Source organism: Leifsonia williamsii (genome assembly GCF_030433685.1).
GTDB lineage: Bacteria > Actinomycetota > Actinomycetes > Actinomycetales > Microbacteriaceae > Leifsonia > Leifsonia williamsii.
The window spans coordinates 1,541,315-1,561,864 of the sequence record NZ_JAROCF010000001.1; the positions used below are offsets into that span (position 1 = coordinate 1,541,315).

Here is a 20,550-nt window from a genome sequence, read left to right on the forward strand (position 1 = left end):
ACGCGACATGATGTCACGGCTCGGCGGGGGAGAGGAGCGTGCGGATCAGGCGCGCGCGGCGGCGTACTGGGCGCGGATCTCGGGGCGGGTGTCGACGGGGAGCGGAGGTGCGGCCTCCACCGTCCAGGAGGGGCGGGTGCCGGTGAGCGCCCACGCCGCCTGGACCGCGCCGCCGTCTGCGACGTACTCGCCAGGGGCGGGCACGACGACCGCGGCATCGAAGACCTGCGCGGCGACGGCGGCGACCGCGGGGTTCTGTGCGGCTCCGCCGATCAGCAGGATGCGCCGCTCGCGCACGCCGACGGCGCGCACGGCGTCGAGGCCGTCGGCGAGGCCGCACAGCATCCCCTCGATGGCCGCGCGCGCCAGGTTGGCGGGGACCGTCGAGGCGAGGGTGAGGCCGTGAATCGAGGCCTTCGCGTCGGGCAGGTTGGGGGTGCGCTCGCCCTCGAAGTACGGCACCAGCACGACGCCGCCGGCGCCGGGCTCGGCGGAGAGCGCCAGCGACGACAGGCCGTCGTGGTCGACGCCGAGCAGGCGGGCGATGGCGTCGAGCACGCGCGCCGCGTTGAGGGTGGCGATCAGCGGCAGGGAGACGCCGCTCGCGTCGGCGAACCCGGCGACCGTGCCGCTCGGGTCGGCGACCGGTGCGTCGGTGACCGCGAACACGGTGCCGCTGGTGCCGATGGAGACGACGACGTCGCCCTCCGCGGCGCCCAGCCCGAGCGCTGCGCCCGCGTTGTCGCCGGCGCCGGGGCCGACGAGGACGCCCTCCGGGGTGCGGCCCGCGGACTCACCGGGGCCGAGGACGCGCGGGAGGACCACCGCATCGGAGGTCGTGGCATCGCCGGATGCGCCCGCCTCCCGCCCGGGCCGGCCGAGGGCCCGCTCGAACAGGTCGAGGTCGTACGTGCCGGACGCGGCGCCCCAGTACGCGGTGCCGCTCGCGTCGGAGCGGTCGGTGGTCAGCGCCTCCAGGTCGGGCCCGAGCGGGCTCTCGTCCGCCGGGCCGTAGCCTCGTAGGCGCCAGGTCAGCCAGTCGTGGGGGAGGGCCACGGCGGCCACGCGGCCGGCATTCGCCGGCTCGGCGTCGCGCAGCCAGCGCAGCTTCGTCGCGGTGAAGGAGGCCACCGGCACCACTCCGACGCGGGCCGCGTACGCGTCGGCGCCGACCTCGGCGATCAGGTCGCGGGCGGCCGCCGCGGAGCGGGTGTCGTTCCAGAGCAGCGCGTCGCGGATGACGCGGCCCTCCGCATCCAGCACCACCATGCCGTGCTGCTGCCCGGCGATGGAGACCGCGGCGACGTCGGCGAGGCCGCCGGCCGCCTCCAGGGCCGTGCGCAGCGCCTCCCACCAGACGGCGGGGTCGACCTCGGTGCCCTCGGGGTGCGCGGCCCGGCCCGAGCGCACGAGCGCACCGGTCTCGAGGTCGCGCACGACCACCTTGCAGCTCTGCGTCGAGGAGTCGACGCCGGCGACGAGTGTCACGTCTTCGTGTCCTAACGTTCGGCGAAGGGCGCCGTCGTGCCGGAATCCGAGCGGAATTCCGGCACGACGACGCCCTTCGGCGGGGTGGAGAGCGGGGGTCAGCGGGCGTTGAGGAGGTGCTCCAGGGCCAGCTGCTGCAGGCGGACGAAGCCGAAGCCCTTGCCGCCGAAGTACGCGCCGGCGTCGAACTCCTCGTACGCGCTGCGGTCGGCGAGCAGGTCGTCGTACGACTCACCATCGCCGAGGGTCGGCTGCGCGAGCTCGGTCACGCGCGCGGCCTCCAGCGCCTCCTGCACCTCGGGGTCGGCGCGGAAGGCCGCGGCCCGCTCCTTGAGCAGCAGGTAGGTGCGCATGTTGGCGGCGGCGGAGTCCCAGACGCCTGTGATGTCCTCGGTGCGCGACGGCTTGTAGTCGAAGTGGCGCGGGCCCTCGTAGGCCGGTCCGCCGTTGAGGCCACCGTTCTCGAGCAGGTCGACGAGCGCGAAGGCGTTCTGCAGGTCGCCGTGGCCGAAGACGAGGTCCTGGTCGTACTTGATGCCGCGCTGGCCGTTGAGGTCGATGTGGTAGAGCTTGCCGTGGTACAGCGCCTGGGCGATGCCGGCGGCGAAGTTGAGGCCCGCCATCTGCTCGTGGCCGACCTCCGGGTTGACGCCCACCAGCTCCGGCCGCTCCAGCGACTCGATGAAGGCGAGCGCGTGGCCGACGGTCGGCAGCAGGATGTCGCCGCGCGGCTCGTTCGGCTTCGGCTCGATCGCGAAGCGGATGTCGTAGCCCTTGTCGGTGACGTACTGGCCGAGCAGGTTGACGGCCTCGCGGTAGCGCTCGAGCGCGTTGCGGATGTCCTTGGCGGCGTCGTACTCGGCGCCCTCGCGACCGCCCCACATGACGAACGTCTTCGCGCCCAGCTCTGCGGCGAGGTCGATGTTGCGGAGCACCTTGCGCAGCGCGAAGCGGCGCACGGCGCGGTCGTTGGAGGTGAAGCCGCCGTCCTTGAAGACGGGGGCGCTGAACAGGTTCGTCGTCACCATCGGCACGATGATGCCGGTGTCGGCGAGGGCCTGCTTGAGGCGGTCGATCTGCTTCTGGCGCTCGGCGTCGGTCGAGCCGAAGGCGAACAGGTCGTCGTCGTGGAAGGTGAGGCCGTAGGCGCCCAGCTCGTTGAGCTTGGTGACCGCCTCGACCACGTCGAGCTGCGGGCGGGTCGGGCCGCCGAACGGGTCGGTGCCGTTGTACCCGATGGTCCACAGACCGAAGGAGAACTTGTCGTCGCGGGTGGGGGTGAGGCTCATGGAGAATCCTTCAGCGTCGTCGGTGATTTGTTGTCTCAATAAACTTATATCAGGAGGCGGTCGCCGCCGCGACCCCGACCGTAGCCCGATCCACGGTGCTGTCCACCAGCAGCCGATCGGCGGCGGTGATCGCGTGGTCGGGTCCGGTGATCGTGAGGGAGGCCGTGGTCTCGCGCTCCGCGCAGGACGGGCCGACCCACAGCTCCACCTCTCCGGACTCGACGATGCGGCGCAGGTCGCGGCCGCTGAACGCGAGGCGGGTGGTCGGCACGGAGAACCGCACCACGACCTCCTCGCCCGGCTGCAGGTCGACCCGGTGATAGCCCAGCAGCTGGGCGACCGGACGGGTCACGCTGGCGTGCACGTCGTGCGCGTACAGCTGGACGACGTCGGTGCCGGCGCGGTCGCCGGTGTTGGCGACCCGGACGGAGGCCTCGAACGTGCCTCCCGCCGCCACCTCGGCGTCGGCGGTCAGCTCGGACCGCACGAACGACGTGTAGGTGAGGCCGTGACCGAACGGCAGCACGGGCGTGCTGTCGGCGCTCGTGATCTCGTTCGGGCCGCCCAGGAACGGGTGGAGGTACGAGTACGGCTGGGCGCCGGCCGAGCGCGGCAGCGACACCGGCAGGTGACCGGAGGGGGAGACGCGGCCGGAGAGGACCGCTGCGATGGCGCGGCCGCCCTCCTCGCCGGGGAAGAACGCCTGCAGCACGGCCGCGGGGGCGGCGGGACCCGAGACGGCCCAGTCGATCGCGTACGGCCGACCGGAGAGGACGACCATCACGACCGGCGTGCCGGTGGCGACCACGGCCTCCACCAGCCGCCGCTGCACGCCCGGGAGCTCGAGGCTCTCGACGTCGTTGCCCTCGCCGACCGTGCCGCGGCCGAACAGCCCGGCGCGGTCGCCGACGACGACCACGGCCATCTCGGCGCCGCGCGCGGCGGCAACGGCCTCCGCGATGCCCGACTCGTCGTCGCCCTCGACCTCGCAGCCGTGGACGTGCGTGAGGGAGGCGCCGGGCAGCTCCTCGCGCAGGGCGGCCAGCACCGAGGGCAGCTCGATGCCGAGCGGGATCTCCGGGTGGTGGGCCAGCACGTGGTTGGCGAACGAGTAGCAGCCCATGAGCGCCTCGGACGAGTCGGCGTTCGGCCCGATCACGGCGATCCGACCAGGCGCGGCACCGGCGCCGCCGAGGGGCAGCAGCCCGTCGTTGGTCAGCAGCACGAGCGACTCCTCGGCCAGGCGCAGCGCGACCTCCCGGTGCTCGGCGGTGTCGAGGTCGATGGCGGCCGGAGGGGCGTCGAAGGTCTCGTCGAGCAGGCCGAGCTCCTCCTTCTGCGCCAGCACCCGCAGCACCGCCCGGTCGACCAGGCCCTCATCGGCGAGGCCCGCGCGGATCCGCTCGGCGAGCGGGGACAGGAACGCGTCTCCGGTCGGAAGCTCCACGTCGACGCCCGCGGTCAGCGCGAGCTCCGCCGCCTCGCCGAGGTCGGCCGCGACGGCGTGCGTGGTGTGCAGGAAGGCGACCGCGAAGTAGTCGGCCACGACGACGCCGTCGAAGCCCCACTCGTCTCGCAGCACACCCGTCAGGTATTCGGGGGAGGCCGCCATCGGCACGCCGTCGAGCTCGGCGTACGAGTTCATCACCGATCGCACGCCGCCCTCCCGGACGGCCAGCTCGAACGGTTGCAGGAGCACGTCGCGGACCTCGCGGGGACCGGCGTGCACCGGTGCGTGGTTGCGTCCGGACTGCGACGCTGAGTACCCGACGAAGTGCTTGAGGGTGGCGTGGACGCCGGCGCCCTGCAGCCCCTTCACATAGGACGTGCCGATGGTACCGACGACGTACGGGTCCTCGGCGATGCACTCGTCGACCCGGCCCCAGCGGGGATCGCGGATCACGTCGAGCACGGGAGCGAGGCCCTGATGGATGCCGAGCTCGCGCATCGAGCCGCCGATCAGGCCGGCCATGCGCTCCACCAGCGCGGGGTCGAACGACGCGCCCCAGGCCAGCGGCGTCGGGAAGGTCGCGGCCTTCCAGGCGGCGAGCCCGGTCAGGCACTCCTCGTGCACGAGCGCGGGGATGCCGAGGCGGGTGTCGCGGACCAGGCGGCGCTGCTCCTCCCACAGCCACTCGGCGCGGGCGGCCGGGTCGACCGGACGGGTGCCGTAGACGCGGGTGAGCTGGCCGATGCCGTGCTCCGTCGCGTCCGCGTAGGCGCCGGGATTCCCCATCTCGCCGGCCATCGGCGCGACCAGCTCGTCGCCCTTGTCGACCCAGTAGCCGACCAGCTGCGCGAGCTTCTCGTCGAGGGTCATCCGCGCGTGCAGGGCGCGCACGCGTTCGGACACGGGAACAGGTTCGGTCATGGAGGTTCTCACTTCTTTTCTGCGGCGCACGGGAGCACCGCGAGACGGCGGGCGGGCGGCCCGCGGGGTCAGCCCTTGACGGCGCCGGTCAGGCCGCCGACGATGCGGCGTTCGAACAGGCTGAAGAAGATCAGCGCCGGGATCATCGAGAGCGACGTGAACGCCAGCACCTTCGCCGTGTCGACGGAGTACTGCGACGAGAACGCCTGCACGCCGAGCGGCAGGGTGAACGTCGCCTCGTTGTTGAGGATGAACAGCGGCAGCAGGTAGCTGTTCCAGCTGCCGATGAAGGCGAGGATGCCGGTCGTGATGACGCCCGGGAGCGACAGCCGCAGCACCATCCGGAAGAAGAAGCCCAGCCGGCTGCAGCCGTCGATGAAGGCCGCCTCCTGGATCTCGTCCGGGATCGCGCGCAGGAACGGCACCAGGATGATGATGGTCGTCGGCAGCGCGAACGCGATCTGCGGCAGGATGACGCCGCCGAGCGAGTTCATCAGGCCCAGGTTGCGCACCACGATGTACAGCGGGGTGATCGCGACGGTGATGGGGAACATCAGGCCGGCGGCGAACAGCGCGTACAGCACACCGCGACCGCGGAACTGGTACCGCGCCAACACGTAACTCGCCATCAGGCCGAGCCCGACCGCGCCGATCGTGGTCGCGAGCGCGACGATCGTGGAGTTGAGCACCTGGCGCCAGAAGACGCCGCCGGTGAGCACGTTGAGGTAGTTGGCGACGTTCCAGGGGTCGGGGAAGCCGGCCGGGTCAGTGGTGATCTGCGCGTTGGTGCGGAAGCCGCCGAGGACGATGTACACGATGGGCGCCAGCATCAGCGCGATCACGATGAGCGCGACGAAGTACACGGTGGGGGAGCCCCACGGCAGCTTCTTGGCCTCCGAGCCGCGCGTGCGGGGGCGGGGGCGGTTCGCGGTGACGGCGGTCATCGCTTCGTCCTTTCGGTGAGCGCCCCCGCGGTGTCGCGACGCAGCACGAACCGCTGGTAGACGAGCGCGACGACGAGGGAGAAGAGGAAGATCACGACCGCGACGGCGTTGCCGTAGCCGAAGTTGCCGGCGTTGCGGCCGTTGGCGACCATGTATGTCGCCATCGTGGAGGTGCCGGCGGTCGACGCGACGTATTGGCCCCAGATGATGTAGACGAGGTCGAACAGCTGGAGGGCGCCGATGATCGACAGGAACGCCCAGATGCGGAACGTCGGCCCGAGCAGCGGCAGGGCGATGCGGCGCTGGATCTGCCAGTACGACGCGCCGTCGAGCGCAGCAGCCTCGTACAGCTCCTCGGGGATGCCCTGCAGGCCGGCGAGGAAGAGGATGACCGCGAACCCGATGTACTTCCAGGTCAGGATGATCATCAGCGTCCAGATGGCGATGTCCGGGTCGGACAGCCAGTCCTGCTGCCAGGCGCCCAGGCCGATGTTCTCCAGCAGCCCGTTGACGGCGCCCTGGGTCTGGAGCATGAGGCTCCAGCCGGTGCCGACCACGACCTCCGCGATCACGTACGGCACGAAGATGAGGACGCGGATCAGCGACTGTCCGCGCATCCGCCGGTTCAGCAGCAGCGCCAGGAGGATCGCCGCGGGACCCTGCAGCACCAGCGACATCACCACGATGAACGCGTTGTGGGCGAGCGCCTGCTGGAAGGCAGGGTCGGTGAGGATGACGACGTAGTTCTGGAAGCCGACGAAGTCGGTCGGCGGGCCGTAGCCGCCCCAGCGGTAGAAGCCGTAGAAGGCGGCCATCGCGACCGGGAAGATCACGAAGCCGATGAAGACGATGACGGCAGGACCGACCAGGAGGGCGATCTCGAAGCGGCCGGGCCGGCCGGGCCCCCGTCGGGCCCGGCGCGGCCGGGACGGGAGCGACGCCGAGGCGCCGCTCCCGCCCTGCTGCGCGAGACCCGTCTGCGACGGGCGGCCGATGGCCGTGTTCTCGCGGGTGGTGCTCACGACCTGATCAGCCCTTCTTCGCTGCGTCGTTGGCCGCCTGGATCATCTGCTTCGGGTCGCTCTTGCCCGCGAGCATGTCGACCACGGCCACGTTCAGCGCGTTGCCGACGTTCTGACCCAGCACGGTGTCGAGCCACTGCGAGACGAACGGCGCCGCGTTGTACGCCTTGAGCACCTCCTTCAGGTAGGGCTCGGTGACCTTCGCCTGCGCCTCGGTGTTGACCGGCGGGGCGTTGAAGGCCTTGTAGTAGGCCTCCTGCTGCGGGGTGGTGGCGAGGAAGTTGAGGAAGTCCACGCACTCCTTCGGGGCCTGGGCCGAGCAGGAGTAGCCGTCGACGCCGCCCATGATGGAGCCGGGCTCACCCTTGCCGCCCGAGATCTCGGGGAAGGGGAAGAAGCCCAGGTCGGGCAGCGGCTTCTGGTCGGGGGTCAGCGAGCCGATCACGCCCGGGTCCCACGCGCCCATGAGCTCCATCGCCGCCTTGTGGTTGGCGACGAGGCCGGCCGAGCTGCCGGCGCCCTGCTGGGCGGAGGTGGTGAGGAAGCCGTCGTTGAACGGCTTGGTCGCGGCGAACTCCTGGAGGTCCTGCGCCGCCTTCAGCCAGCAGCCGTCCGAGAAGTCCTTGGAGTCGGCGGTCTTCTCCATCGTCGACGGCGAGCACTCGCGGAGCGCGAACCAGTAGAACCAGTGCGCGGCGGGCCAGGCGTCCTTGGCGCCGAGGGCGATCGGGGCGACCCCGGTGGCCTTCAGCTTCTCGGTCGCGGCCTTCAGCTCGTCGACCGTCGTCGGGTTCTCGGTGATGCCGGCCTGCTTGAACAGGTCCTGGCTGTAGAAGAACCCGCCGGGGAGCACTGCGATCGGCATCGCCCAGACCTTGTCCTGGTAGGTCTCGGCCTTGAACGAGCCCTCGGAGATGACCTTCTTGGTGTCGGCGCTCGCCTTGCCCGTGAGGTCCATGAGCTGGCCCGCGTTGACCATCGCCGCCATCTTGCCGCCGCCTCGCTGGAGGAAGATGTCGGGAGCGTCGCCGGAGTTCAGCGCCGTCTGCAGCTTGCCGTCCAGGTCTTCGTTCTGGATGGTCTGGATCTTGATGGTGACGTTCGAGTTCTCCTTCTCGAAGTCGGCCACGGCCTGCTTCCAGAAGTCCTGGCCGGGACCCGTTGTCGAGTTCTGCCAGAGCGTCATGGAGACCTTGCCGTCGCTCGAGCCGTCGCCCGAGCCGCTACACCCGCTCAGAGCGAGCGTGCCGATGGCCAGGGCAGCGACCCCGGTCAGGAGCTTGGTGGCTTTCATGTGATTTCCAACCGTTTCTCTTCGTTGAGGGTGCGCCGGTCAGCCGTGCGGCTGCGCTGGCGCCAGGGTTCAGGACGCAACAACTATCTCCGGGCGACCAGGGAGTGTCAAACGTTTTCGATATCGTTTTCGACAACGGTTTCGAAACGGCCGTTTCTGCACTAGGCTCGGCCGACATGGGACGGCGGCCGACGATCAACGATGTGGCGCTCGCAGCGGGTGTCTCGGTCGCGACCGTGTCCAAAGCGGTCAACGGACGGTACGGCGTCGCGGTCGAGACGGTCGAGCGCGTGCTGCAGGTGGTGCAGGAGCTCGGCTACGAGTCGAGCCTCGTGGCGAGCAGCATGCGCGCCAGGCAGACAGGCGTCATCGGCGTGCTCGTGGCGGACTTCGAGCCGTTCAGCGCCGAGATCCTGAAGGGCGTCGGCGCGGCCCTGCACGAGTCGCGCTACGACCTCCTCGCCTACAGCGGCTCGCGGCAGCTCTCGCCGGAGGGGTGGGAGCGGCGCTCGCTGAGCCGGCTGAGCGGCACCCTGATCGACGGCGTCATCATGGTCACCCCGACGGTCGTGAACGTGTCGGCCGAGGTGCCGATCGTCGCGATCGACCCGCACACCGGGCCGGCCGACCTGCCGACGGTGGAGTCGGACAGCTTCGGCGGCGCCAAGCTCGCCACCGAGCACCTCCTCTCGCTCGGGCACCGGCGGATCGCGTTCGTCGCCGGCCGGCCCGACCTCCGTTCGTCCAGCCTGCGCGACGCCGGGTACCGGCGGGCGCTCGCCGAGGCGGGCATCCCGTTCGACCCGTCGCTGGTGGCGGTGGGGCGCTATGAGCAGGACACGGTGCGGGAGGCGGCACACCGCCTCCTGATCCGGTCCGACCGGCCGACCGCGGTGTTCGCGGCCAACGACCTCTCGGCGATCGCCGTGATCGAGGTCGCGACGGAGCTGGGGCTGGACGTGCCTGGCGAGCTGTCGGTGGTCGGCTTCGACGACGTGCCGGAGGCGACCCAGTCGACGCCGCCGCTCACGACCGTGCGGCAGCCGATGCAACGGCTGGGATCGGCGGCCGCGGAGCTGGTGGTCTCGCTGCTGAACGGCGGGACGCCCGAGAAGACGCACCTGCGCCTCCCGACCCGGCTGGTCCGCCGCGGGACGACGGCGCCGCCGGCCGTGCCTCCTTCCGTCTGACGCCGCTCGTCGAGTTGGCACGACGCGCCGTCCCGGCGCGGCGCCCGACGGCGTGTTGCGACAACTCGATCAGGGGAAGAGGGACGGGGGTGTCATCGGAGCGACGGCGCGCCTAGGCTGCCGCTGTGTCAGAGAAGCCCACCGCCGACGAGGCCCGTGCCGAGATCCGTCGCCGCTTCGACGACCGGGCGCCGACGTACGACGAGAGCCCGATGCACCGCGGGCTCGCCGACGCCGTCGCCGACTTCATCGTGCGCGAGCTGCCGCGCGGCGACGACGGCCTCCCGCAGCCTCTGGAGGTGCTCGACGTCGCGACGGGAACAGGGCTCGTCCTGCGTGCCATGCACGCCCGCGGGGTCCGCGGTCGCATGATCGGCGTCGACCTCGCTCCGCGGATGGTGGAGGAGGCGCGCACGCACCTGCCCGACGCCGAGTTCTACACGGCAGACGCAGCGCGCCTCCCGGTCTCCGACGCGTCGGTCGACCTCGTCACGTGCGTGACGGGCCTCCAGCTGTTCCCCGACGCCGCCGCGGCGATCGCCGAGTTCCGGCGCGTGTTGCGGCCAGGCGGGCGGGTGGTCACGGGGTCGTTCGTGGCGTTCGAGGCCGGGCGGCACCGCGCCGCGCCTCCGCCCGCGATGCTGCACCACGAGCCGTTCCGGAGCGTGGAGGCGCTGAACGACACCTTCGCCGCGGTCGGGCTGCGGGTCGGGCGGCACGAGGAGTGGACGGACGGCGCGGAGGTGCTGCTGATCGCCGAGCTGTGGCCGGTGGCGACTCCGGAGCGTTGAGGCGACACGCCGGGAGCGGGCGTGCAACTCCGGAGGACGCGGGCGGGCCGGGCGCGCATTCCGGAGTTGCACGCGGCTGAGGCGTGGCGTCGGCGCGAACTCCGGAGTTGCTACGGCGGGTCAGGCGAAGCGCTCCGCGAGCCAGGCCGCCTGCTTGTGCCACTGCGCGGTCGAGCCGCCCTCGTGGTCGTTGAAGGGGTAGACCTCGATGGCGCGGTCCTCGGCGGCGAGGTGGTTGTATGCGGCGAACGTGGTCGACGGCGGCACGATCCGGTCCATCAGGGCGACGGAGAACAGCGACGGCGCGTGGATGCGGCGGGCGAAGTTCACGCCGTCGAAGTACGACAGCGTTTCGAACACGCGATCGATGCGGTCGCGGTGCACCGACAGGTAGGTCGCCAGCTCCACGAACGGACCACCCATCGCGACCTCGGCTCCGCGCCGGTACGCGCAGAGGAAGGCGACGTCGGGCAGCACAGCAGCCACGCCCGTCGCCAGCGCGCCGGCCGCGAGGGCGATGCCTCCGCCCTGGCTGCCCCCGGTCACCGCCACGCGGTCGGCGTCGACGAACGCGAGATCGCGGACGGCGTCGACCAGCCGCACGGCGTCGGTGAACACGCGGCGGTAGAAGTGCTCGCGCGGGTCGTCGATGCCGCGGGTCATGAAGCCGGAGGTCGCGGGGCCCGAGCCATGCGGGTCGGGGGTGTCGCCGCCGGAGCCCCAGCCTCCGCCCTGGCCCCGCGTGTCCATGAACACGTGCACGTACCCCGCCAGCGCCCAGTTGACGTACTCGCCCGCGAGGCCGCGGCTGCCGTTGTAGCCCTGGAACTGGACCACCGTCGGCAGCGGCCCCGTCGCGCCTTTCGGCCGGGAGACCCAGGCGCGCACGGGCTCCCCGCCGAAACCGGGGAAGGTGAGGTCCTCCACGACGAGCTGGTTCACGGGCGTGTCCGCCGGCGTGAGCACCGCCTCCCCGCCCGCCGCCTGCGCCTCGGCGATGGTGTCCGCCCAGAAGGCGTCGAAGTCCGCGGGTTCCGCCACCTCGGGGCGGAACGCCTCCAGCTCGGCGAGGGTGAGGTCGGTGAAGGGCATGGGTCGCTCCAGGATCGTCGTCGGTCGGGATCGGGCATGACATGGTTGCTGCATGTCCGAACGCACGCTACCGGTTCCCGGTCGCCCGACGCTGGAGGCGATCGCGCGCGCGGCGAACGTCTCGCTGTCGACGGTCTCCAAGGTGCTCAACGGCCGGCCCGGCGTGTCCGACGCGACGAGGCGGCGGGTGGAGGAGCTGCTCCTCGACTCCGGGTACGCCCGCCGCGGCGGCGACCTCGAGCGCGGCGGGATCGTCGAGCTGGTGGTCGCCGAGCTGAGCACCGAGTGGGCGGTCGAGCTGATCCGCGGGGTGGAGCGGGTGACGCGGGAGGCGGGGCTGGTACTGGCTCTCTCGGTCCTGGGTGACCACCTCCAGCCGACCGCCGAGTGGCTGCCGGGGGTGCTCTCGCGCAAGCCGGTCGCGGTGGTGCTCACCTTCTCCGACCTCTCGGCGGAGCAGCGGCGGCAGCTGCGGGCGCGCAACATCCCGTTCGTCGTGCTTGACCCGGCGGGGGACCCGCCGCCGGACGCACCGGCCATCGGCGCCACCAACTGGGCCGGGGGGAGGTCGGCTACGCGGCACCTGCTGGAACTGGGCCATCGCCGGATCGCCGTCATCTCAGGGCCTGCGGACCTACTGTGCTCGCGGGCGCGCTCGGCCGGCTTCCACTCGGCGATGGCGGAGGCGGGTGTGGAGGTCGACCCCGCCCTCGTGGGCTCCGGCGGGTTCAGCCGCTCGGCGGGCGAGCGCGAGGGGAGGCGGCTGCTGGCGCTCGACGAGCCGCCGACCGCGATCGTCGCCGGCAACGACCTCCAGGCGCTCGGGGTGCTCGATGCCGCCTACGGGCTCGGGCTGGAGGTGCCGGCCGACCTGTCGGTCGTCGGCTTCGACGACGTGGCGCCCGCCGGCTGGGCGCGTCCGGCCCTGACGACGGTGCGGCAGCCGTTGCGCGAGATGGCCGAGGAGGCGGCGCGGCTGGCCCTCCGGCTGCGGGCGGGGACGGCCGACACCACGCGCCTCGAACTCGCGACATCGCTGGTCGTGCGGGAGTCGACGGCGGCGCCGCGCGCGAAAGTTTTCTGACTGCCGCGAGAAACTTGCGAGCCTCCCCGGCGCCCGCATAGCGTCGCAACGCGGCCGTGGTGCCGCGCCGGGCGCCTGCGCCCGCACGACGTACGCGAAGGAGCGAGAAGCATGTCCGATTCGCCGCAGCTGCGGGTCGCGATGGTCGGCTACGGGTTCATGGGCGCCGCCCACTCGCAGGGCTGGCGCGTCGCTCCGCGGTTCTTCGACCTGGGCGCGGAGCCCGTCATGCAGACGATCGTCGGCCGCGACGGCTCCCGGGTGGAGGCCGCCCGCCAGAAGTTCGGCTGGCAGCACGCGGAGACCGACTGGCGCCGCGTGATCGACGACCCCGCCATCGACGTGATCGACATCTGCTCCCCGGGCTCCTCGCACGCCGAGATCGCGATCGCCGCCCTCGACGCGGGCAAGCACGTGCTGTGCGAGAAGCCCCTGGCCAACACGGTCGCGGGGGCGGAGGCGATGGTGGCCGCGGCCGAGCGCGCCGCCGCCCGCGGGGTGAAGGCGATGGTCGGCTTCAGCTACCGCCGCGTGCCCGCGATCGGCTTCGCGCGGCGGCTGGTGCAGGAGGGCAGGCTCGGCGCGATCCGCCAGGTGCGCGCGCTGTACCTCCAGGACTGGCTCGTCGACGAGAACGGCCCGATGACCTGGCGGCTCGACAAGGACGCCGCAGGGTCCGGCTCGCTGGGCGACATCGGCGCCCACGCGATCGACCTGGTCGAGCACCTCACCGGGTCGCGGCTGCAGAGCGTGTCGGGCACCCTGGCGACCTTCGTGGAGGAGCGGCCGCTGCTGGGCGAGTCGGTCGGGCTCTCCGGCACCGCCTCCGACCGCCGCGGCACGGTCACCGTGGACGACGCCGCCTGGTTCACCGCGCGGCTGGAGGGCGGAGAGGCGTCCGGCGCGATCGGCGCCTTCGAGGCCACCCGGTACGCGACGGGACGCAAGAACGCCCTGCGGATCGAGCTGAGCGGCTCCCGCGGCGCCATCGCCTTCGACCTGGAGGCGATGAACGAGCTGCAGTTCTACGACGCGACGGCGCCGGCGGGGGAGCAGGGCTTCACCCGGATCATCGTGACCGAGCCCGAGCATCCCTACATGGCCAACTGGTGGCCGACCGGGCACGCGATCGGCTACGAGCACGCGTTCAGCCACCAGATCAAGGACTTCGTCGACGCCATCACCGGCGGAGGCGACCCCGAGCCGTCGTTCGCCGACGGCCTGCACGTGCAGCGCGTGCTCGCAGCGGTCGAGCGCAGCGCCGCCGCCGGCAGCGCCTGGACCACGACCGACTGACGCGTCGACCCCTCTCACACCACCGGAAGGAAGCATGACCAAGCAGGCCCTCGTCGTCCGCGGCGGCTGGGACGGGCACATGCCCGTCGAGACCACGAATTTCTTCATCCCGTTCCTCGAGGAGAACGGATTCGACGTGCGGGTGGAGGAGGGGACGCCGGTGTACGCCGACACCGCCTTCATGGACACCGTCGACCTCATCGTGCAGATCAACACGATGAACACCATCGAGAACGACGAGTTCCAGGGCCTGCAGCGGGCCGTCCTCGGCGGGGCGGGACTGGCCGGCTGGCACGGCGGCATCGCCGACTCGTACCGGAACAACGCCGACTACCTGCACATGATCGGCGGCCAGTTCGCCCACCACGCCGGCAAGGACCCGGCCGAGCGCACCGGCGAGCAGTCGGACAACTACATCCCGTACACCGTGCACATCACCGAGTACGGGAAGACCCATCCCATCACCGCGGGCATCGACGACTTCGACCTCGTCACCGAGCAGTACTGGGTGCTGAGCGACGAGTACAACGACGTGCTGGCGACCACGACGCAGGAGGTGCGGCCGTGGGATGCGTGGCACCGCCCGGTCACCGCGCCCGCGATCTGGACCCGGCAGTGGGGCGAGGGCCGCATCTTCGTCTCCGCCCCCGGCCACCGGCTGGAGATCGTGGAGTCGCAGCCCGTCCGCACCATCATCGAGCGGGGGCTGCTGTGGGCCGCCCGCTGAACGTCGGCGTCGTCGGCGTCGGCGTCATCAGCACGCAGTACTTCGCCGAATTCCCGAAGCTGCCGAACCTGAACCTCGTCGCCGTGGCCGACCTCGACATCGAGCGTGCCGCCTCCGTCGCCGCCGAACAGAGCAGCGACGGCCGGAGCGTGGAGGCGCTCGGCGTCGACGCGCTGCTGGAGCACCCGGGCGTCGATGTCGTGCTGAACCTCACCATCCCGAAGGCGCACGCCGAGGTGGCCCTGCGGGCGCTCGACGCCGGCAAGCACGTGTACGGCGAGAAGCCGCTCGCGCTGACCACGGCCGAGGCCCGGCCGATCCTCGAGCGGGCCTCGGCGCTCGGCCTGCGCGTGGGCAGCGCGCCCGACACCGTGCTCGGCACGGGCATCCAGACCGCGCGGGCGCTGCTCGACGAGGGCCGCATCGGCACCCCGGTCGCCGCGGCGGCGTCGTGGAGCGCGCCGGGGCACGAGCTCTGGCACCCGGCCCCCGCGTTCTACTACCAGCCGGGCGCTGGTCCGCTCTTCGACATGGGGCCGTACTACCTGACGAGCCTCGTCACGTTCTTCGGGCCCGTCGTGCGGGTGTCGGGCGCGACCCGCCGCTCGGCGCGCGAGCGCACGGTCGGCACCGGCCCGCTCGCGGGCACGGCGGTGCCGGTGGGCGTGGAGACGCACGTCACCGCCCTGCTCGAGCACGCGTCCGGCGTGGTGTCGACCGTCACCATGTCGTTCGACGTCTGGGCCACGCGGGTGCCGCTCTTCGAGGTGTACGGGACCGACGGGACGATCGCGGTGCCCGACCCGAACCAGTTCTCGCTGCCGGTCTCGGTCGCGACCGCCGCCGACCGGGAGTTCCGGGAGGTGCCGGTCGCCGCGGGCTACGTCGACGCAGGGCGCGGGTACGGCCTGGCCGACATGGCGCGCGGCATCGAGACCGATCGACCGCATCGCGCCTCCGGCGAGCTGGCGTTCCACGTGCTGGAGATCATGGAGGCGGTGCTGCGGGCGGGCGCCGAGCACGAGGTCGTGACCCTGACCTCCACTCTCGAGCGGCCCGAGGTGGTGCCGCTGGGCGCGCGGCCCGAGAGCTGGTGAGAGCCGTCGGCCACCGCCGCGCGGGATAGGGTGGCGGGGACCATGAACGGCACGACGGCGGGCACCAACCTCGACACGGTGCGGCGGCACAACCTCGCTACCGTGCTCGGGATGGTGCACCGCGACGGGCCCCTCGCGCGGTCGGCGCTCACCCGCGCGACCGGGCTCAACCGCAGCACGGTCGGTGCGCTGGTCGCCGAGCTGGTGCAGCAGGGGCTCGTGCTGGAGCGGGAGCCGCGCGTCGGCAACCGGGTCGGCCGCCCCTCGCCGGAGGTCGTCGCCGACGGGCGGGTGGTGGCGTTCGCGGTGAACCCCGAGATCGACGCCGTCACCGTCGGCGTCGTCGGGCTCGACGGGACGGTGCACCGGAGGCTGCGACGACCGACCGGGCACGTTCCGTCGGCGCGTGAGGCGGTCGCCATGGCCGCCGGGATGATCGACGGGCTGCGGCAGGAGCCGGGGCGCACCTCCCGCGTGGCCGGCATCGGCGTCGCCGTGCCGGGCCTGGTGCGCGAGGCCGACGGCGTCGTGCGTCTCGCGCCGCACCTGGGCTGGACGGACGAGCCGTTCGCGGCCGAGCTGGCGACGGCGACCGGACTGCCCGCGCTGGCCGCCAACGACGCGCGCCTGGGCGCCGACGCCGAGCGGTTGTTCGGTGCCGGGCGCGGCGCCTCCGACCTCGTGTACCTCAACGGCGGCGCCTCTGGCATCGGCGCCGGTGTCGTCGTCGGGGGAGCGCCGCTCACCGGCGTCAACGGATACGCGGGCGAGCTGGGGCATACCCTCGTGAACTCCTCCGGCGTCCGCTGCCACTGCGGTGCTGTGGGATGTCTCGAGACGGAGGTCAGCCAGCAGGCGCTGCTCGACGTGCTGGGCCTCGCCTCGGCCGACGCGGAAGAGTTGGAGGCTGCGCTCACGGCCGCCGTCGCCTCCGGTGATCCCCGGGTGATCGCCGAGGTCGACCGGCAACGGGGCTGGCTGGCGACCGCGCTGCGCACCGCGGCGAACGTGTTCGACCCCGAGCTGATCGTGCTCGGCGGCTTCCTCGGTGTGCTGCACGGGCTGGCGCCGGAGCGGCTGCCCGAGCTCGTCGCCGGGCAGGCGCTCGCCGCGTCGGCCGAGACGCTGCGGATCGAGCGCTCGGCGCTCGGCGCCGACATCCTCATGATCGGGGCGGCGGAGATCGCCTTCCGTCCGCTGCTGGCCGCACCCGCGGGTTGACCTGTTCGCAGCGCGACAGCGGCCTGCGGCGTCCGTGGGAACGGTCACATCGTGGGGGCCGCGTGCGATAGGATCGATTCCAGCTTCCGAGTCGAATCGATTCGATGCTCTACCCGACAGCACCGCGCCCGCCGCGGTGCTGTTGTTTTGCGCTCGACGGTGTGCGCGACCACTATCCACCTCCACCAAGAAGGACTTCTCCGTGACCACCGTCGTGCACCCCGGCGACTCGCTCTCCGGCCGCCAGCGCCTGGCTTACATCCTGATCCTCGGGGCACTGACCGCACTCGGGCCGTTCACGATCGACACCTACCTCCCGGCTCTGCCGACGCTGCAGGGGGACTTCGACGTCTCCACCGCGGCGATCCAGCTGACGCTCACCGCCACCACCATCGGGTTCGGCGTCGGCCAGCTGCTGGTCGGCCCGTGGTCGGACAAGATCGGCCGCCGCACGCCGCTGATCGCGGCGACGGCCGTCCACATCCTGTCCTGCCTCGCGGCCGCTGTCGCCCCCAATGTCGAGCTGCTCGGCGTCGCCCGCGCGCTGCAGGGCATCGGCGCCGCGGCCGGCGGTGTCGTCGCCATGGCGATGGTCCGTGATCTGTTCGGCGGGCGTCCGCTCGTCCGGATGCTCAGCCGGCTGGCGCTCGTCAACGGCCTCGCCCCGGTGCTCGCGCCCGTGCTCGGCTCCTGGCTGCTGCTCGTGATGCCGTGGCGCGGCATCTTCGTCGTACTCGCCTGCTACGGCGCGTTCGTGATCATCTGCGTCTCGCTCTGGATCGTGGAGACGCTGCCCAAGGCGCGCCGCCACGACGCCGGCCACTCCACGGTGCGGCAGCGCTACAAGAACGTGCTGTCGGACCGCGTCTTCGTCGGCATCGCCATCGTCGGCGCCGCGAACTTCACCGGGCTGTTCTCGTACCTCTCGTCGAGCTCGTTCATCTTCCAGGAGATCTACAAGTTCAACGCCCAGGAGTACGGCCTCCTCTTCGCCGTCAACTCCATCGGCATCATCATCGGCGTGCAGTCCGCCTCCCGCCTGACCAAGTACGTCGGGCCGCAGTGGATCCTGGCGTGCACGACCATCGTCATGCTCGCCGCGTCCCTGACGATCGTGGTGCTCGACCAGGCGCACGTCGGGCTCTGGGGCGTCGCGATCCCGCTGTGGTTCTTCATCTGCGCCTGCGGCTTCGGCTTCCCGTGCGTGCAGGTGCTCGCGCTCAACGGGCACGGCCACGAGGCGGGCACGGCGGCGAGCCTCCTCGGCGCCCTGAACTTCGGCATCGCGGGCATCGTGTCGCCGATCGTCGGCATCCTCGGCGTCGGCAGCGCGGCCCCGATGGGCGCGGTCATGGCCATCTGCGCGCTCGTCTCGATCTGCTCGCTGTGGCTCGTGGTGCGTCCGCGCACAGTGCCGGCGCTCGCGCACTGACCCGCGCCCTCGGGGCGAGTGGTGACAAGATGTCACGACTCGGCGCGAGTGCCGACATGATGTCACGACTCGCAGAGAGGGTCGCCGGATGCGCGGGTACGGTGTGGGCATGAGCGACACCGGACACGACATCCCGAAGGCGGCGAAGGTCACCCACCGGTGGCCCGTGATCTCTGCGTCGGTGGCGGTCGTGCTCGTTGTCGGGCTGGGCGTGATCATCGCGTTCCGGCGCACCCGCGCGTTCGGGATCGACCAGGAGTGGATGGGCGAGATCGTCGAGCACCGCTCGCCGCTCTGGCTCGGGCCGGCGCTGTTCTTCAACTACGCCGGAGGGACGCTGCTCGGGTCGGTGTTCGTGCCGCTCGTGATCTTCCTCCTGCTGCTGGCGTTCCGGAGGCCGTGGGGCGCCGTGTACTTCGCGCTCGCGAGCCTCATCTCGCTGGGCGCGGTGCAGCTGCTCAAGCACACGGTGGGGCGCGCGCGGCCCACGGAGATCCTGGTGCACGTCGACACCGGTTCATTCCCCTCGGGGCATACCGCGAACGCGGCGACGATGGTGGTCGTGCTCGGCATCCTCTTCCCGCGGGTGTGGGTGTGGTGCGTCGGCGGCGCATGGGCGGTGCTGATGGCGGTCAGCCGCACCTACCTCGGTGCGCACTGGCTGAGCGACACGCTCGGCGGGCTGCTGCTGGGAGCCGCGATCGCGGTGATCGTCTGGGCACCGCTCGCGCACCGGATCGCGCTGGAGAGCGCGGCTCCGCATCCGTTCTTCCTGGCAAGAGGGAGGAATGCGGCCGCGACCCGCCGGTGACGCGCCGTGATCGGAGTGGGATCAGGCCAGTTGGCGCGCGGACTCCTCCGTTTCGGGCGAGCGCTTCGTTCGTGCGGCCCCGGACCGCTACGGTGTGGCCCATGAGGATTCTCCTGGTGGGTGCGGGCGGTGTCGGCGACGCCATCGCCAAGATCGCCGCGCGTCGCGCGTTCTACGAGACCATCGTCGTCAGCGACTACGACCCGGCGCGCGCCGAGCGCACGGTGGCGTGGATCCGCGAGCGGCACGGCGAGGAGGTCGCCGCGCGGTTCCGCACGGCGGCGATCGACGCCTCCGACCCCGACGTCGTCGCCGCGGTCGCGCGCGAGCACGGCGCGACCCACGTGATGAACGCCGTGGAGCCCTCCTTCGTCCCGACGGTGTTCGCCGGGGCGCTCGCGGCGGGCGCCGACTACCTCGACATGGCGATGAGCCTCTCGGAGCCGCATCCGACCGACCCGTACGCGCAGACCGGCGTCAAGCTCGGCGACGACCAGTTCGCGCAGCGCGGCGACTGGGAGGCGGCGGGCCGGCTGGCCCTCGTCGGCATGGGCGTCGAGCCCGGGCTGAGCGATGTCTTCGCCCGCTACGCCGCCGACCACCTGTTCTCATCGATCGACGAGCTCGGCACCCGCGACGGCGCGAACCTCGTGGTGCGCGACGAGGCCGGGAACGAGATCTTCGCTCCCTCGTTCAGCATCTGGACCACCATCGAGGAGTGCCTGAACCCGCCGGTGATCTTCGAGAAGGGCACCGGCTGGCGCACCACGGAGCCGTTCAGCGAGCCGGAGGTGTTCGACTTCCCCGAGGGCATCGGGCCGGTCGAGTGCGTCAACGTGGAGCATGAGGAGGTGCTGCTCATGCCCCGCTGGCTCGACGCCCGCCGGGTGACCTTCAAGTACGGCCTCGGCGCCGAGTTCATCGGGGTGCTGAAGACGCTGCACCTGCTCGGGCTCGACTCCACGACTCCCCTCCGCGTGCGCAGCAAGAACGGTCCCGTCGAGGTGGCCCCGCGCGACGTCGTCGCCGCCGCGCTGCCGGACCCTGCCACGATCGGCCCACGGATGACCGGCAAGACCTGCGCCGGTGTCAACGTCACCGGCCTCGGCACGGATGGGCGGCCGCGCGAGGTGTACCTGTACCACGTGAGCGACAACGAGTGGACGATGCGCGAGTACGACGCACAGTGCGTCGTGTGGCAGACCGCGCTCAACCCGGTCATCGCGCTCGAGCTGCTCGCGACGGCCGCATGGACGGGCACCGGCGTGCTCGGGCCCGAAGCGTTCGACGCGCAACCGTTCCTCGACCTGATGGCCCGGCCCGAGGCCGAGGGCGGCTACGGGCAGGCCTGGGGGATGCGGGAGGCCGCGCGAGCCTAGGCCGCCGCGTCTGCCGTCGGTA

17 protein-coding genes are annotated in these 20,550 nt (G+C 71.9%); 10 read left to right on the forward strand and 7 right to left on the reverse strand.

All coding sequences use genetic code 11. From position 1 onward, the window contains the following. Positions 1–45 precede the first annotated feature (45 nt). The 6 genes from P5G50_RS07285 to P5G50_RS07310 form a co-directional block, all read right to left on the reverse strand. Positions 46–1,488: a xylulokinase gene (locus tag P5G50_RS07285; RefSeq protein ID WP_301212875.1), complete on the reverse strand. Its 1,443-nt coding sequence runs from the start codon at positions 1,486–1,488 to the stop codon at positions 46–48. A 98-nt stretch (positions 1,489–1,586) separates the two neighbouring features. After that, on the reverse strand, positions 1,587–2,777 hold the full coding sequence (gene xylA, locus P5G50_RS07290) for a xylose isomerase (protein WP_301212876.1): 1,191 nt from the start codon (positions 2,775–2,777) through the stop codon (positions 1,587–1,589). 49 nt (positions 2,778–2,826) lie between these two features. Then, positions 2,827–5,148: a beta-xylosidase/alpha-l-arabinosidase gene (locus tag P5G50_RS07295; RefSeq protein WP_301212877.1), complete on the reverse strand. Its 2,322-nt coding sequence runs from the start codon at positions 5,146–5,148 to the stop codon at positions 2,827–2,829. Positions 5,149–5,216: 68 nt separating this feature from the next. Continuing rightward, the gene (locus P5G50_RS07300) at positions 5,217–6,092 is read right to left on the reverse strand and encodes a carbohydrate ABC transporter permease (RefSeq protein ID WP_301212878.1); all 876 of its coding nucleotides are present in this window, start codon (positions 6,090–6,092) and stop codon (positions 5,217–5,219) included. Next, positions 6,089–7,114 carry a carbohydrate ABC transporter permease gene (locus tag P5G50_RS07305; protein WP_301212879.1) on the reverse strand — a complete coding sequence of 342 codons (1,026 nt, stop codon included), beginning with the start codon at positions 7,112–7,114 and terminating at the stop codon, positions 6,089–6,091. Before P5G50_RS07305 ends, P5G50_RS07300 begins: the two co-directional genes overlap by 4 nt. Before the next feature lie 7 nt (positions 7,115–7,121). Further along, complete coding sequence (locus P5G50_RS07310; protein WP_301212880.1) at positions 7,122–8,408, reverse strand: ABC transporter substrate-binding protein; 1,287 nt, start codon at positions 8,406–8,408, stop codon at positions 7,122–7,124. Positions 8,409–8,584: 176 nt separating this feature from the next. Between P5G50_RS07310 and P5G50_RS07315 the strand changes: the two genes are divergently transcribed. Next, positions 8,585–9,598 carry a LacI family DNA-binding transcriptional regulator gene (locus P5G50_RS07315; protein WP_301212881.1) on the forward strand — a complete coding sequence of 338 codons (1,014 nt, stop codon included), beginning with the start codon at positions 8,585–8,587 and terminating at the stop codon, positions 9,596–9,598. 125 nt (positions 9,599–9,723) lie between these two features. Continuing rightward, on the forward strand, positions 9,724–10,389 hold the full coding sequence (locus tag P5G50_RS07320) for a class I SAM-dependent methyltransferase (protein WP_301212882.1): 666 nt from the start codon (positions 9,724–9,726) through the stop codon (positions 10,387–10,389). Between the two features lie 120 nt (positions 10,390–10,509). Here the strand turns inward: P5G50_RS07320 and P5G50_RS07325 are convergent, their stop codons facing one another. Next, positions 10,510–11,481, reverse strand: a complete 972-nt coding sequence (locus P5G50_RS07325) for an acetylxylan esterase (RefSeq protein ID WP_301212883.1) — start codon at positions 11,479–11,481, stop codon at positions 10,510–10,512. 52 nt (positions 11,482–11,533) lie between these two features. Between P5G50_RS07325 and P5G50_RS07330 the strand changes: the two genes are divergently transcribed. The 8 genes from P5G50_RS07330 to P5G50_RS07365 all read left to right on the forward strand — a co-directional run bounded on the left by P5G50_RS07330 (position 11,534) and on the right by P5G50_RS07365 (position 20,528). After that, positions 11,534–12,565: a LacI family DNA-binding transcriptional regulator gene (locus tag P5G50_RS07330; RefSeq protein ID WP_301212884.1), complete on the forward strand. Its 1,032-nt coding sequence runs from the start codon at positions 11,534–11,536 to the stop codon at positions 12,563–12,565. 111 nt (positions 12,566–12,676) lie between these two features. Beyond that, positions 12,677–13,861 (forward strand): Gfo/Idh/MocA family protein, encoded by a 1,185-nt coding sequence (locus tag P5G50_RS07335; RefSeq protein ID WP_301212885.1) that lies wholly within the window; start codon positions 12,677–12,679, stop codon positions 13,859–13,861. Between the two features lie 34 nt (positions 13,862–13,895). Next, positions 13,896–14,588, forward strand: a complete 693-nt coding sequence (locus P5G50_RS07340) for a ThuA domain-containing protein (protein ID WP_301212887.1) — start codon at positions 13,896–13,898, stop codon at positions 14,586–14,588. Beyond that, complete coding sequence (locus tag P5G50_RS07345; protein ID WP_301212888.1) at positions 14,573–15,685, forward strand: Gfo/Idh/MocA family protein; 1,113 nt, start codon at positions 14,573–14,575, stop codon at positions 15,683–15,685. The genes P5G50_RS07340 and P5G50_RS07345 overlap by 16 nt, the downstream gene beginning before the upstream one ends. A gap of 42 nt (positions 15,686–15,727) precedes the next feature. Further along, a complete protein-coding gene (locus P5G50_RS07350) occupies positions 15,728–16,906 on the forward strand; it encodes an ROK family transcriptional regulator (protein ID WP_301212890.1) in 1,179 nt (392 codons plus the stop codon). A 202-nt stretch (positions 16,907–17,108) separates the two neighbouring features. Continuing rightward, positions 17,109–18,338, forward strand: a complete 1,230-nt coding sequence (locus tag P5G50_RS07355) for a multidrug effflux MFS transporter (protein WP_301212891.1) — start codon at positions 17,109–17,111, stop codon at positions 18,336–18,338. Positions 18,339–18,447: 109 nt separating this feature from the next. Beyond that, positions 18,448–19,149 carry a phosphatase PAP2 family protein gene (locus P5G50_RS07360; protein ID WP_301212892.1) on the forward strand — a complete coding sequence of 234 codons (702 nt, stop codon included), beginning with the start codon at positions 18,448–18,450 and terminating at the stop codon, positions 19,147–19,149. Between the two features lie 101 nt (positions 19,150–19,250). Next, the gene (locus P5G50_RS07365) at positions 19,251–20,528 is read left to right on the forward strand and encodes a saccharopine dehydrogenase family protein (protein ID WP_301212893.1); all 1,278 of its coding nucleotides are present in this window, start codon (positions 19,251–19,253) and stop codon (positions 20,526–20,528) included. The last annotated feature ends 22 nt before the right edge of the window (positions 20,529–20,550 follow it).